General features: G+C 41.0%; 14 protein-coding genes. 11 read left to right on the top strand and 3 right to left on the bottom strand.

The window, feature by feature from the left end; translation table 11 throughout:
- Window positions 1-141 precede the first annotated feature (141 nt).
- Window positions 142-1,620 carry a ketol-acid reductoisomerase gene (ilvC, locus tag BO26_RS08550; RefSeq protein WP_036770839.1) on the bottom strand — a complete coding sequence of 493 codons (1,479 nt, stop codon included), beginning with the start codon at window positions 1,618-1,620 and terminating at the stop codon, window positions 142-144.
- Window positions 1,621-1,813: 193 nt separating this feature from the next.
- Between ilvC and ilvY the strand changes: the two genes are divergently transcribed.
- Together ilvY and BO26_RS08540 are read left to right on the top strand one after the other, a co-directional pair.
- On the top strand, window positions 1,814-2,695 hold the full coding sequence (ilvY, locus tag BO26_RS08545; RefSeq protein ID WP_036770838.1) for an HTH-type transcriptional activator IlvY: 882 nt from the start codon (window positions 1,814-1,816) through the stop codon (window positions 2,693-2,695).
- A gap of 702 nt (window positions 2,696-3,397) precedes the next feature.
- A complete protein-coding gene (locus BO26_RS08540; RefSeq protein ID WP_036770837.1) occupies window positions 3,398-4,234 on the top strand; it encodes an AraC family transcriptional regulator in 837 nt (278 codons plus the stop codon).
- A 230-nt stretch (window positions 4,235-4,464) separates the two neighbouring features.
- Here the strand turns inward: BO26_RS08540 and BO26_RS08535 are convergent, their stop codons facing one another.
- Window positions 4,465-5,541, bottom strand: coding sequence for a flavin-containing monooxygenase (locus BO26_RS08535; protein WP_477707018.1), 1,077 nt, complete (start codon window positions 5,539-5,541; stop codon window positions 4,465-4,467).
- Between the two features lie 394 nt (window positions 5,542-5,935).
- Between BO26_RS08535 and BO26_RS08530 the strand changes: the two genes are divergently transcribed.
- The 7 genes from BO26_RS08530 to BO26_RS08500 all read left to right on the top strand — a co-directional run bounded on the left by BO26_RS08530 (window position 5,936) and on the right by BO26_RS08500 (window position 11,598).
- Complete coding sequence (locus BO26_RS08530) at window positions 5,936-7,114, top strand: LuxE/PaaK family acyltransferase (RefSeq protein ID WP_036770834.1); 1,179 nt, start codon at window positions 5,936-5,938, stop codon at window positions 7,112-7,114.
- Window positions 7,115-7,130: 16 nt separating this feature from the next.
- Window positions 7,131-7,487, top strand: a complete 357-nt coding sequence (locus BO26_RS08525) for an iron-sulfur cluster assembly scaffold protein (protein ID WP_036770833.1) — start codon at window positions 7,131-7,133, stop codon at window positions 7,485-7,487.
- On the top strand, window positions 7,484-8,668 hold the full coding sequence (locus tag BO26_RS08520) for a cysteine desulfurase family protein (protein WP_036770832.1): 1,185 nt from the start codon (window positions 7,484-7,486) through the stop codon (window positions 8,666-8,668). Before BO26_RS08525 ends, BO26_RS08520 begins: the two co-directional genes overlap by 4 nt.
- Window positions 8,669-8,791: 123 nt before the next feature.
- The gene (locus tag BO26_RS08515) at window positions 8,792-9,028 is read left to right on the top strand and encodes an acyl carrier protein (protein ID WP_036770831.1); all 237 of its coding nucleotides are present in this window, start codon (window positions 8,792-8,794) and stop codon (window positions 9,026-9,028) included.
- Window positions 9,029-9,183: 155 nt separating this feature from the next.
- Window positions 9,184-10,449 (top strand): beta-ketoacyl-[acyl-carrier-protein] synthase family protein, encoded by a 1,266-nt coding sequence (locus BO26_RS08510; protein WP_036770829.1) that lies wholly within the window; start codon window positions 9,184-9,186, stop codon window positions 10,447-10,449.
- Window positions 10,446-11,264 (top strand): MaoC/PaaZ C-terminal domain-containing protein, encoded by an 819-nt coding sequence (locus tag BO26_RS08505; protein WP_036770828.1) that lies wholly within the window; start codon window positions 10,446-10,448, stop codon window positions 11,262-11,264. Before BO26_RS08510 ends, BO26_RS08505 begins: the two co-directional genes overlap by 4 nt.
- 55 nt (window positions 11,265-11,319) lie before the next feature.
- Window positions 11,320-11,598: an SDR family NAD(P)-dependent oxidoreductase gene (locus BO26_RS08500; RefSeq protein WP_236637404.1), complete on the top strand. Its 279-nt coding sequence runs from the start codon at window positions 11,320-11,322 to the stop codon at window positions 11,596-11,598.
- 229 nt (window positions 11,599-11,827) lie between these two features.
- Here the strand turns inward: BO26_RS08500 and BO26_RS21535 are convergent, their stop codons facing one another.
- On the bottom strand, window positions 11,828-12,451 hold the full coding sequence (locus BO26_RS21535; protein ID WP_051690873.1) for a helix-turn-helix domain-containing protein: 624 nt from the start codon (window positions 12,449-12,451) through the stop codon (window positions 11,828-11,830).
- A 163-nt stretch (window positions 12,452-12,614) separates the two neighbouring features.
- On the opposite strand from BO26_RS21535, the gene BO26_RS08490 reads away from it, so the two are divergent.
- Window positions 12,615-12,836: a helix-turn-helix domain-containing protein gene (locus BO26_RS08490; RefSeq protein WP_036769237.1), complete on the top strand. Its 222-nt coding sequence runs from the start codon at window positions 12,615-12,617 to the stop codon at window positions 12,834-12,836.
- Window positions 12,837-12,856: 20 nt separating this feature from the next.
- The gene (locus BO26_RS08485) at window positions 12,857-14,839 is read left to right on the top strand and encodes a transposase domain-containing protein (RefSeq protein WP_036769414.1); all 1,983 of its coding nucleotides are present in this window, start codon (window positions 12,857-12,859) and stop codon (window positions 14,837-14,839) included.
- Window positions 14,840-14,841: the final 2 nt, after the last annotated feature.

Genomic DNA, 14,841 nt, shown 5'->3' with positions numbered 1-14,841 from the left:
TTTAAAACAATAAGCCACCTTTCTTGATCCGATCACAATGGTTTATTATTCAACACATTAGTAACATTAATCTCAGAAATCATTTTTGTTAAATTTAAAAGGGAGGATTTACCTCCCTCTATCTTTAACTCAAATCTAATATCAGCCACCAACAGAAATACGTTTCATATCTGTCATGTAGCCACGTAACACGCGGCCAACGACTTCAATTGGGTGGTTACGAATAGCCTCATTCACATCGCGTAACTGGGTGTTATCAATACCACTCTCTGCAACAGGCTTACCTAAATCGCCTGCCTGTAGTGAACCCATAAACTTCTCTTTCAGCAGTGGAACTGCAACATGAGAGAACAAATAGTTACCATATTCCGCTGTATCAGAAATAACCACGTTCATTTCATACAGACGCTTACGAGAGATAGTATTAGCAATTAGTGGCAATTCATGCAGAGATTCATAATATGCAGATTCTGCAATAATGCCGGTATCAACCATAACTTCGAATGCCAGCTCAACCCCGGCTTTCACCATAGCTACCATCAAAACACCGTGATCAAAGTATTCTTGCTCACCAATTTTACCATCATATTGCGGTGAATTTTCAAACTGAGTGTTACCAGTTTCCTCACGCCATCTTAATAACTTCTGATCATCATTAGCCCAGTCCGCCATCATACAAGAAGAGAATTCACCAGAAATAATATCATCCATATGTTTTTGGAACAGTGGCGTCATGATGTCTTTCAACTGCTCAGATAGCGCATATGCACGCACTTTTGCCGGGTTAGACAAGCGGTCCATCATCAAGGTAATACCACCTTGTTTCAGTGCTTCGGTGATGGTTTCCCAACCAAATTGGATCAACTTTCCTGCATAACCTGGTTCAGCACCTTCCTCTATCAATTTGTCATAACACAGTAGTGAGCCAGCTTGTAACATACCGCACAGAATGGTTTGTTCACCCATCAGATCGGACTTCACTTCAGCAACGAAAGAAGATTCCAGAACACCAGCGCGATGCCCACCCGTTGCCGCTGCCCATGCCTTAGCGATTGCCATACCTTCACCTTTTGGATCGTTTTCTGGATGAACAGCGATCAAAGTAGGAACACCAAAGCCCCGTTTGTATTCTTCACGCACTTCAGTACCAGGACACTTAGGCGCTACCATCACAACAGTGATGTCTTTACGGATTTGTTCACCTACTTCAACAATATTTAAACCGTGAGAATAACCCAGAGCAGCGCCTTCTTTCATCAACGGTTGAACAGCACGGACAACAGAAGAGTGTTGCTTATCTGGCGTCAGGTTAATCACCAAATCAGCCTGCGATATCAATTCTTCGTAAGTACCAACTTGAAAACCATTTTCTATTGCTTTACGCCATGAGGCTCGTTTTTCTTCAATGGCCTCTTTACGCAGGGCATAAGCGATATCCAAACCAGAATCACGCATATTCAGACCTTGATTCAGCCCCTGCGCACCACAACCGACGATAACTATTTTTTTGCCTTTTAAATATCCTGCCTCATCAACAAATTCTTCCCGTGCCATAAAACGACATTTACCTAACTGCGCCAACTGCTGACGCAAGTTCAGCGTATTAAAATAATTAGCCATTAGTAACTCCGTTGCCATGTTGTGTTCAGCAATCTAAGTGCTGCGACTGTTTTTGATATTTACCTCAGCATGTGAGGTGTCTGCATACTTTCAATATATGACATGAAACCCATTGCTTAAATTGATATATTAACAATGCTATATTGCATTTTATGCAATGCTGATTATGAGAATAAGAAAAGGTAAATGGGTTATGGATATACGTGATCTCAAACTTTTTTTGCATCTGGCTGAAAGCTGCCATTTTGGCCGCACAGCGAAATCAATGCATGTCAGTCCATCTACATTATCCCGCCAAATCCAGCGCATTGAAGAGACTCTGGGGCATCCATTGTTTTTACGGGATAATCGCTCGGTAAAGCTAACATTTGCCGGAGAGCAACTTAAACAATTCGCCCAGCAGACACTGTTACAATATCAGCAACTACAACACTCACTGAATCAACAAAGCCCATCGCTAAGTGGTGAGTTACGCCTGTTCTGTTCAGTCACTGCAGCCTACAGTCACTTACCGCAGATTCTTGATCGTTTCCGGGCAGAACATCCCTTGGTTGAAATAAAACTGACTACTGGTGACGCTGCAGATGCAGTCAATAAAGTACAGTCTAATGATGCCGATTTAGGAATCGCTGGTAAGCCAGAAAAGCTACCAGATAATGTTAGCTTCACCAAAATCGGTAAAGTACCACTAGTATTGATTGCACCTTCCCTTCCCTGTACTGTGCGAACGCTTGTAACACAAGAAAACCCTAACTGGGATACTATCCCCTTTATTTTGCCGGAACATGGTCCTTCTCGTAAGCGCATTGAGCACTGGTTCCGCCACCATCAAATCAACAACCCATTAATTTACGCTACTGTATCCGGCCACGAAGCGATTGTTTCTATGGTTGCGCTAGGTTGTGGGATTGCATTAATTCCCAATGTAGTTGTAGAAAACAGCCCTGAGCCAGTACGCAATCGCATATCTTTGCTGGACAATATTTCTCTGGTGGAACCATTCGAGTTAGGTATATGTGTACAGAGAAAACGGCTAAATGAGCCCTTGATTAAAGCATTTTGGGGATTGCTATAATGAATTTTCATTCATTACAAGCCTGATATAACCCACTTATCGCATTATGCTCATATGCTTATGATTGGTGTGACATAATTCACAAAGAATATAAAAAAATAACCATACAGTTTTCACAATAATATGTTTAATATAAGTTATAACTAATCAATAATAATTATATGAAATATTGACTCATCATTAAATTTTTGGTCACTAATTATGTTACTAGAGGAAATATCTATACCCTATGGATTTCAAAATTCATCGCGACGGCAAGGGAACGAATCCCCGGGAGCATAGATAACTATGTGACCGGGGTGAGTGAGTGCAGCCAACAAAAAGGCAACTTGAAAGATAACGAGTATATAGTTATATCAAGTGAATAGTGATATTTATCACTGAAAAATTCGAATATTGTTAAGATTGACTAGCAAAGGCAAATCATTTTGGATATTTCATCAGCTAAAAACATAGCTGTGAAAAATTCCCCATGCTATGTCAAAACGATATTTGCTCATAGTGGAATTATTTCTTGAAGATACCATAGGAAACAATTTCAATTTCATAATAATCATTTAGTAATATCAATGCAGTATAGTTTCCAATAATAATCATTTAATAAATCAACAACATTAAATTAAAAAATTAATATCATTAATTTATTATAATTACAGGAAACAATTAACTCAAACACACAATAATTTAATAAAGGATAAGATTATGTTACATAAAATACCGTATTTTATTAAATTCTATAAGTTCCATCTGCAAGATTTAGTTTTCTCTTATAATATGAAAACAGAATGGCATCGCCACCCTTGTATACAATTAAGTGTAACACCGAATAATTCACCGATGAGGATTGATACTGACAATGAATCTCGGCAAGTACATGGATTTATTATTTCTTCTAATATTAAACATAAATTACACACAGAAGGACAGCTTTGTTTTAATTTACTAATAGATCCAGCCAATCCTCTGTGTCATTTGTTATCACATCAGATGGGAGGCTCAGATATAATATACTTAAGTCAAGAGTCATCCGGTTTGATAGCAAATTATTTTATTAATTGCTTACAATCAGAGACCTCTCCAGATATTTTCATCTTAAATAACCTCTTAGGTGAAATAGAGAATTGTCATTGTTATCAGGATAAAAGGATCATGAAAGCGGCCTCTCTTATTACTGAATTGCCGGTAAAATGTATCTCTTCCCGAGAAATATCAAACCAACTTTATTTGTCTGAAAGTCGATTCTTACATCTATTTCGAGAAAAAATGGGAACAAATTTCCGGAGTTATCTATTATGGAAACGCCTACATCATGCTATTGATGAGATACATTTGTCCGATTCTCTTACTCTATTAGCTAGTAATAGCGGTTTTTCCGATAGCGCACATTTCAGCCGTACCTGTATGATGCTATATGGATTAAGACCATCTGAATTAAAAAATGCTTGTATGAACCGATCACAACAAAAACAACTCAATTTTTCATCAACATTAACAGGATTAAATTTCCCAAAACAAAATATCTGTGTTATGAATAAATAGTATTCTTGATGAGTTACCTAAAATAAATCAATCCTATTTACAATTGTTATTATCAAGAACCAGTATGTTAAAGATTCTGTATCATTCTACGCCAATAACATATTTAAATTATGTGCTTTCAGTAATGATACAGAATTCAGAATAATTTCATAACAACACCAGCCAATAAATTACAAATCCATAACAAATAAAACATACAGAGTAAAATATTACTACCCTGTACTAATCATTTATTCTAATGATACATGCTCTTTCAGATAATTCTCTACCCATTTAGCTACCCGACTTGCATCTTTATAAGCACCTAACACTAATTCAGAACCACGGCTACTCAGCCATTTCCGCCCAACGATAAATAACCCTGGGTAAGGTGTTTTCCCGCCTTCTGCATAACCACTTTTACAAACAAATCCGTTGGCATCCGCAGCGCCGGGAAGAGTCAACCATGCTGTATTATCTTTATAACCCAGGCACCAAATAACAGTATCTGCCTCATATTGATTACCAGATAAATCGCATAATTTATTATCTTTTATATCAACTAGTCTATTTGCTATTTTTACACCAAAAGCAGCTAACCGATGATTTTTTAGATCCCCACAAGGAATGGGATTACGCCGCCGCATGATTTTTCCCACCAGACTATAATAATTAGCAAACAACAGACCACTTTTACTCAACCACCAAAAGATATCTTTACCCATTATTCTATTCGGTAAAAGAGGACGGGAAGAACTGCAAAATAACGTCACATCCGTAGTAGCCGCTAAATCTTTAGCAATTTGGCGCCCACTAGCACCATCACCAATGACAGCGACTCTACTACCTTCTTTAATTTGCCTGGGTTCTTGATATTTATCTGCCGCCAATTGCTGTATATCAGCTGAAAGTTGCTTAGCAAATGCAGGAACATCAGCTAACTGATTAGCCCCCGTTGCATTAACCAGACAAGGTGCGTTAAATACTTTCCCATCTTTTGTTTTAACACGGTAGCCATTTTTATCATGCTTCACTTCAACCACTTCGGTTTGAGTATGTATATTAAGGTTATGATGTATAGCATAGTGTTCGAGGTAATCAGCAACTTCATTTTTATCCGGATATCCATCTTCGATTCCAGGAAATGGGAAGCCATGAAGCTGAGTCATACCGCGTGAAGTAAATAATAACATATTATCAGGGCGCCTACGCCATACATCACCAATACGCGCATCTCGCTCTAATATGCAGACATTAATATTCCTAGCCGTGAGGATAGCGGCTAAACTTAACCCGGCTTGACCGGCACCCACAATTAAACAATCCATTTTCATCATGCGTACTCGTTTCTAATTCGTAATTTATCTGTATTTTATTTTTATCATTATCCCAATCTTAGGACAATAAAAAATTTTATAAAAACCGTTCAATATATTAAAAAACAATGAACTTCGAGAAAATATAAAAGATAATTAAATAATTTACTTGAATTAACTGGTCACATTCGTATTAAAGTGGATATTTTGAATAAATCAGCTGTTCTTATCATGAATTTTTCAGTATTGATAAATTCATATAGTTATCTGCAATAATAACACAGCCGATTTATTCAATAAAATGATACAATAAATAACTATCCTTTTTGCCTACGTAATTTATGCATTATTGCTATAACATATAATAAACAAAGATTAATTCATCTACTCTACCGGAGATGCAAAAATGGAAAATATCAAAAATATATATGATGGTATAAAATCTCGTGGAGGAAATCCGCTAAAATGGTTAATAGCAGATGTCGACTTTCTCTATAAACTGTCTAAAGAAGAGCAACAAGAATTAAAAACCTGTTTGCTTAAGGATGCTTTTCATTTCCATTACCATAATAACTCTTACTATAAAGATATCTGTGAAAAGCAAAACATTAAGCCAGAAGACATCCAGAATTATAATGATTTAGTTCGCATTCCACTGATACCTGTTGCAACTTATAAATCAGCCGAAAGTCATCGCTTATTAAGCAAACCTTTATCTGAAATCGAACATGAAATGCGTTCAACCGGTACAAGTGGAATTCCGAGTGTTTATCGCCGTTGCCACGAGACTATGGATCACACAGTATTAGCTGTTTACTCTAATTATCGCAACATGTTCAAAGTGTCTGGCGGTGCTGTCTTATGCTTATGCCCTTCAACAGAAGATATTCCCGAAATGGCGTTGGTCAAAATCTTTAATTTCTTTACAGGGTTATTAGACACTCGACGCTATATGATCAATCAAGATCGTTTTTCCCCAGAAGATGCACTGAATCAATTAATCGAGTGGAAAGGCAAGTTCACCCGGCATTTAATTGGTCCTCCATTCATGATCCATCGTTTTATTACTTTCCTAAAAGAAAATAATACCAAGCTCACTTTAGATCGCGATAGCATGGTAATCACAATGGGCGGCTGGAAACGTTTTACCGGAGATATGATCTCCCGGGGTGAACTGAATGCAGATATTGAAGAATGGATGGGAATTCCAGCATCCCGGACACGTGATATGTACGGTCTGGTTGAGGCAAACGTTCTTGCTATAGAAGATGAATATAACCATAAGCATGTTCCTCCTTATATTCATTTCTCCGTCCGTGATCCTAATGATTTATCACGCGAGTTACCTGATGGTGAAACAGGACAACTAGTCATTCTGGACCCTCTTTCTGTTTCTACCCCGGGTATGTTACTGACAGAAGATTTGGTCTACTTACGCACTGACCCTAACAAATCCTGGCGTAATTCTCAGCGAGTTCAGTTTGTTATGCGCACCGCTGCTGCTAAAGAGTTTGGTTGCTGTGCGGTTAATCTTGAGAAAAAAATGTCAAACGACGAAGATTCCTCGGCTACCCCCGCTGTATAAATAGCAAGGTGGAATTATGTTTAATAGCATCATTATTGACAATTTTTGTAATCCTGATTGCCAGGGGGAATTATCCAAACCCACAATTAAACTGGCGTTAGGTAACCCTGTATGTGGTGATAAGGTTGATATTGACCTGACATTGGATAGCCAGGGGCGGATAGATAATGCCTGTTTTCGTGCATGGGGATGCACCGCGTCTCTGGCAATGTCTAACCAATTTTGTCGCCACGCTAAAGGCAAAACTCTCGAAGAATTAAACACATTATCACCTGATGGCATTGATGCGTTATTAGGAGAGTTAGAACCAGCCCAGCAACACTGCCTTGATATGCTGCATAAGTTATTCGAGCAGCTAAAGGGAAAAATATGACAAGCCTATACTTCGACTACAACGCCACAACACCGCTAAGTATCAAAGCGCAGTTGGCGATTAAAGACGCTTTGTCTATTTTTGCTAATCCGTCCAGCCACTACAGCTTAAGCGACATGGCTAAAAACCTGCTCGCCGACGCCAGAAAATCTATGGCGTCATTAATGGGCACGGTACCAGCACAAATCCTGTTTACATCAGGAGGAACCGAAAGTAATAACCAAGCGTTGTCCAGCCTGTTAGCGACGCTTCCCGGTTCAGATCTGTCTGCATATCATGTCATTAGCTCTTCCATTGAACATCCGTCTGTTCTGGCGCCATTACTCTGGTATCAGCAACGCGGACTTCAACTGACGCTGATCGATCCTGATAATCAGGGACGGATAAGCGTACAAAGCATCGAGAGAAACTTGCGACCCGAAACACGACTGATCACATTAATGGCAATTAACAACGAAACCGGTGTGATACAGCCCTATGAAGCCGTCGCTTCATTGGCAAAAGAAGCCAACGTTTATCTACATATAGATGCAGTACAAGCTATTGGTAAGCTTCCTTTTAACTGTGACAAATTTACTGGCATAACAACCGTATCTTTCTCTGGCCATAAATTTAACGGTCCTAAAGGTATTGGTGGTCTCTATCATGCACCAGGCACTCAATTAAACCCTTTGTTACATGGCGGAGGGCAAGAGCAGGGAATACGCAGTGGTACTGAGAACACTTTGGGCCTTGCAGGACTGGCGGCGGCAGCTAAAGAATCTCTAAATGGATTGAAAGAACGTTTCGATACTTACAAAACGCTCAGAGAAACTTTGCTATCTCTATTGGAACAGCATCATGTTAACTATCTGGTTAATGGCAGTACAAACCCAGAGTTTCAAGCGCCCTGGACACTAAATTTAAGTTTCCCTGGGGTTCGAGCTGAATCATTAGCTAGTAGGCTGGATTTATGTCACGGAGTCTCTTTATCTTTAGGATCAGCCTGTAGCAATAACAAATCAACGCAACGTTCTCATGTTCTGGTTGCTATGGGGCTACCTGATGATCGTATTGATAGCGCGGTACGTATCAGCTTTGGACATACAACAAGCCAAAATGATATTGAAATGCTGGCTAACGCTATCAAACAAGAAACTTATAACTTGCTGAAAATCTCGGGACAATCTTTAAACGCTTAAGAATAACAGCAAAATAACATTTAAACGACGGCATATCAGGAATAACTCTTTTATATCCATTGATATCTATATTTCTGCGCCGAAGCTCCACTAATGTTTTGTAGTTTTTAAGGAGATATTAATATGAAACTATTTGAACTACTGCAATCTCAAATTACTGAATTAACTGATCTTGAACCAGAAGACATTACTCTTGACACCTTACTCGACGATATTCACCTAGTGAGCCTGGATTTTGTATCCATTCAAGTTGCTTTAAAAAGAGAAATGGGTATTCAACTAAATTTCGATAAATTCCAGCGGGATAATACGACGACAATCGGCGATTTCGTCAATTACGTTAGTGAAGCAATAAAATAATTATTATCAATACACTTGGATGTTAGCTGTCTATGGCATATCACAACACAGCTAACATTTATTTTTGTGATGCTTTTATCTACCAACTCCATTATTTGGTTATATTAAAAAAATAAAGCATGTCACCAGGAACTTACTTTTGGAGATAATGTTTCATGAATTCTCAAACTAATTACCGCCGCGTTGCCATCACAGGCTATGGGTCTATCTGTTCTCTTGGGCAGAATACTCAGGAAATCTGGGATGCGATCCTAAGCTATCGTGTAGGTTACAGAAAGGAAACCCATCCAGACACTTCTGTTGTTGCAAAATTCTTCGGCAACATATCTTTCTCTCCTGATGTATCACGATTTTCCAAAAAGTTGCTAAAGAATCTGCCCAGATTCAGCAAACTGGGGCTGATTGCTGCAGATGATGCAATCAAAATGGCATTTGGTAACGATAAAGCAGCCCTTGACGAAAGTTATTCACCTTTTGAGCGAGGTGTCATTTTTGGTACTGGATGGGGTGGGGAAGATGCAACCGTTGAAAACAACCATTCCTATGCTACTCAAGGTATTGCCTCACCCATGACAAATATTATGTCCATGCACAGTGTAGGCACGGCAGCTATTTCAATGAATTGGAATTTACGGGGATATCAGAATACCCCAGTTGCAGCGTGTGCAACTGGCAGTATGGCAATCGGTGATGCTTTTGAACTTATCCGAAGCGGACGCATTAAGATGATGCTGGCAGGTGGCGGTGAAAGTATCAGAGATCCTTTCATCGTTTGGAGCATCGACATTCTTGGCGCACTAAGTAAAGAACAAGAATCGGTTGAAAAAGCCTGTTGCCCATTTAGCAAAGACCGTAGTGGTTTTGTTATGTCAGAAGGCGCAGCAGTATTATGCCTTGAAGATTATGACAGTGCGGTTGCCAGAGGGGCCAAAATATTGGCAGAAGTCATCGGCTATGGTAACTGCTCCGATGCATCTGATATGACAGCACCTGCACCTGATTGCAAAGGGCGAGTAATGGCAATTCAAGCAGCGCTGGAACAATCCCAACTCTCCCCTTCAGATATTCACTATATCAATGCTCATGGGACATCAACCCCGTTAAACGATATTAACGAAACTGATGTCCTAAAAATGAGCCTGGGAGAGCACGCCTACCATGTTCCTATTTCCAGTACAAAATCCTACACAGGTCATCTTATTGCCGGGGCAGGAGCAATTGAATCCATTTTCTGTATCAAAGCAATAGAAACAGCCACTATTCCCGCAACTATGCACTTGAACAATCCAGATCCGCTATGCGATCTGGATTACGTACCCAACACCCACCGAACTCACCAAGTTATCGATACTGCTTTAAATGTTAACTATGGATTCGGCGGTACAAACTGTGCACTTATTTTCAGGAAAGCCGACAGATGAACGTTCAATTTAGCAAAGAAGATCTCAAACAGTGGGCTGAATTCTCTGGAGACTACAATCCCATCCATTTTGATGAAAAAATCGCAAGAGAAGTTGGATTGGGAGGTATTGCAGTGCACGGTATGCTGGCAATGATCCCTCTCAAAAGTGGATATAACTGTCTCTCACAACCAAATGTGAATATTGGCAGGCAATGGCACGCTAATTTACGAAATCCCGTGCCTTTGGATGCTTGCTATTGTGTCAAAACTAAGCACATTGATTTAAATGGGAAAACTACTTTTAATCTGCAAGATGAAACAACAAACCTAAAACCTTTAGTTGGTCATTATAGTCACTTCGATTTTTCGCAAAAAACTGACCTTCCAGAAAAACCACAGTGCCAGGTTCCCCTACAAGAAACGATAAGAAAGGCCATTGAATTCAAGAATACCTTCCCTAAGGTCAATGAGTTCTGGATCTTTCTGGATGCCCTGATTTTTTATCTCTTTATGCAACAAAGTGCAAAAACTGCACTAGCAACAGAATTTAAAAACTATTTCGGCAAACAAGGGAAACATGATGAAACATGCCTCAAAGATCTTATCGTCTTACATGTTATGCATACAGTGAGTTTATCTCCAGCCCTGCTCAATCGCGAAATCCCAAATGAAATGCCAAGCATCGAATATTCGATCCTGCCTAAGGATACCTTTGATGTTGATGGCTCATTATACGGCACGTTGGAAATTCCAATCTGGCTAAATGGAGAAATCTCTTTAGTTGTTGAAATGAGCCTGATGGGAACAACAAAAAGAAAACAGATTGCCAACTAAGGTTGATGAATTCTGTATTGGCAGACGGATGGCATAAATTTAGAGGAATAAATTAATGAATATCAGCATACCTTGGGTTTTTATTTCAGGAGGATCACGTGGTATTGGTAAAGGCATAGTAAAGATGCTGACTACTCAAAATTATCATGTGGTTTTTACCTACAAATCAAGTACAAGTGAAGCTCAAATACTTTGTCAGGAAATTCAGCAACAAGGTTATAGCTGTGAAGGCCATCAATGTGACGTATCAAATGCTGAAGAAGTCGCAACACTATCGGCAAAGCTTATCTCACAATGTATTGAACCACAAGTAATGAGAAACAAAAAGAAATAGGGAATTGGTCAAAATAAACGGGAATTCACGGGTGTAAATTCAGCGCTGGTACGGTGTTGAGTGGGTGTGATAAGTTTATCCCTGCCCTAACGGGCAGACTAACTAAAATGAGAAAATTTTTGTGGTTGCCGCTTTTGTGCCATTTATTTTAATAAAACCAGGACGCACACTATCAGTCATTTAAAACATCTTTAAATACGCTTTAAAACATAGGCTACTTTAGCCCATGTTAACCTGCTTTGCTGCTCATTTTGTTGTGGTTTGCCGGGACGTGTTCTTTGTCATTGATAGACTCCAAAAATCTCTGTCGTTGTTCATCAGTTAAAGATGCATACAGTTGAGCAAACGCCAATGAGTTGTTAGATACCCCTAGTTTGGCAGGCAGGTCTTCCGGCCATGGAAATTGCGACTCTTGTTGTTGAGTACTTGTCTGGGGAGGTACTAGTAATGTGCTAATGCCTTGTCTGAAAACCCTGTCAATAACCGATTCTCTTTCTGATGGGGTCATTCTGCCTAATATGGATAGCCATGATTGTTGTTGCTCTGGTGTAACAGCCGTGCGTATTTCTTGGGTTTCAGTAATTGTTTGTTCATTGATATCGTGGCCTGTCACTAGCCATTCAAATGAGCATCCCGTGACTTTTGCTATATGAGCAATCTTATCTAAAGCTGGGTATGTTTTTCCACTCACATAGTCCCTTATCGCTTTGTCAGACATATTGCACTTTTTTGCAAATGACTTGTATGGTTCTCCATTAATGAGGGTGGATAACCTCTCCCCAAAGCGTGTTATTACACTCTCAAGAAAAACATGATCTGTGTTTTTTATTCCTTCATTATATTTTTCAGTCATAAATCCCACCATTACAGGCTAAACAAAAGGTTTGTTGAAAATAAACCACTGCGTATAAAAACACGCAATGATGTTTACAAGCGTGTTTTTATACGCTATATTCATACTCACACAGATAATCAGCAGTGATTATCCACGCCGATAAACTTATAAGGATTTCACAATGCAGACAAGCAAGCAAGCAGATTGGCATCGTGCAGATATTCGCGCAGCATTAGAAAAACGCGGCACAAATCTACGCGCATTGTCTATCAGCGCCGGTTTGGCTAAAGATACTTTGCGTAATGCGCTAGTTCGCCCTTGGCCCAAGGGGGAAAGATTGATTGCTCAGGCAATCGGTGTTGATCCGGCTGTTATCTGGCCGAGTCGTTATCAAAATTCATAATGTCAGGGAGTATGAAGCTGATGGATATTTGGGTTACAGCGCAAGAGTGTGTCGGGCTACCGAATTTACCAACAGCCCCTTTTAACATTTCTAACCGCTTAAAGAAAAATGCAACAACAGAGATGGTCCGTAAGCGTGAAGGTTCTAAGGCATTTGAGTTTCATATTAATTGCCTGCCTCCTGTCGCCCGTGCCGCAATACTGAAAAAACAAGGCACGATAGAAATTAACGATCGCCAGTTTGAAATAAAACAACGTCAGACTGAAAGCTACTGCCGGGAATCACTCTGGCAACAATTTAATGCTGCAAGCAATAAGCAGCGTGAAAAAGCACGCCAAAAGTGTGAGGCCGTGATTGCCGTGGCGGGGATGATTGAAACGGGTATCGACACACTGACCGCATTTGATTCTGTCAGTGATGCGCTACAGGTTCCTCCTGCGAGCATCCGCCGCTGGTACTACCAGGCTAAACCTTTTGACCGCTCTGACTGGCTGGCAGCATTAGTGGGTAAACATGGTCACAGTATGTCAACCCGTAAGAAGAAAGAAGCTGATTGTACGTCTGCGGCCTGGGATTTCTTCTTAGCGGATTATCTGCGCCCGGAGCAACCGGCGCTGCGGACCTGCTATGCCCGCCTTGAGGAAGTGGCTGCGGCACATGGCTGGATAATACCGAGTCTGTCATCCCTGCGGCGGAAGCTTGAACGTGAAGTACCAGCCGAACAGGTGGTGCTATTGCGGCAGGGTGAGCACGCATTAATGCGGCTTTATCCCGCGCAAGAACGCACTGTGCTTGAACTGGATGCGATGGAATGGATTAACGGCGACGGTTATCAGCATAACGTTTTTGTTAAATGGTTTAACGGTGAGGTTATCCGGCCCAAGACGTGGATTTGGCAAGATATCCGTACCCGCAAGATTCTAGCCTGGCGGACTGATGTGTCCGAGAACAGCGACAGTATCCGCCTGGCACTGGCTGATGTGATTGAGCAATACGGCATTCCCAAACACATCACTATTGATAACACGCGCGCCGCGGCCAACAAATGGATGACTGGCGGTGTACCGAACCGCTATCGATTCAAAGTTAAAGAAGATGACCCTAAAGGCATCATTCCGCTATTGGGCATTCAGCTGCATTGGACGAGCGTGCTATTTGGTCGAGGTCATGGACAGGCCAAACCAGTTGAACGGGCATTCTCTCATGGGGGGCTGGGTGAAGTGGTTGATAAGCATCCCGCTTTAGCTGGGGCTTATACCGGCGCTAACCCGATGGCAAAGCCGGATAATTATGGTGACCGGGTTGTTGATGCGGAAACATTTTTAAACGCCCTTGCCGAAGGGATTGCATTCTGGAACCGTCGGCAAGGGCGCGATACAGAGGTGTGCCTTGGTAAAGGGTCGTTTGATGATGCGTTTGAACAGAGCTACCAAGAAAGCACAGTACGCAAGGCAACAGCAGAGCAACGCCATTTATTATTGTTACCGGGTGAAGCTGTCACGGTCACCAATGGCACCTTTACTTTAAATGCCGGCGGCAAAATACAGTCTCGTAAAAACCGTTACTATCACGAGCATTTACTGGGGGTTAAGCCTAACAAAATTGTTATCCGTTTTGACCCGGCAGCACTGCATGACTCCGTGCTGTGTTACACCCTGGACGGACGTTTTATCTGTGAAGCCACCTGCATTGAAAAATCCGGGTTTGGTGATACCCAGGCCGCTCGTGAGCATGACCGTAACCGGACCCGGTTTGTTAAGCGCACAAAAGAAGCCACTGCTGCACAGCGCCGCATGACCGCGCTGGAAGTCGCGGAACTGATGCCGGAAACCGTGCCGCCAGCACCGCCTGAAAGTCGGGTAGTCGAAATCTATCACCCGGCGGGTAATACCCTGCGGCGTGTACAGGTTGAAGCACAGACTGAGCCGGACACCGATTATGACTACGCGTTTGAAAATGCCGTGGTACAACTGCATGAGCAACAGCAGAAAAACACAATTTAATT

It is taken from the genome of Photorhabdus australis DSM 17609 (assembly GCF_000711895.1).
Taxonomy (GTDB): Bacteria; Pseudomonadota; Gammaproteobacteria; order Enterobacterales; family Enterobacteriaceae; genus Photorhabdus; species Photorhabdus australis.
The sequence above is the reverse complement of the archived record's forward strand: the minus strand, read 5'-3'. Positions and strand labels throughout refer to the sequence as shown.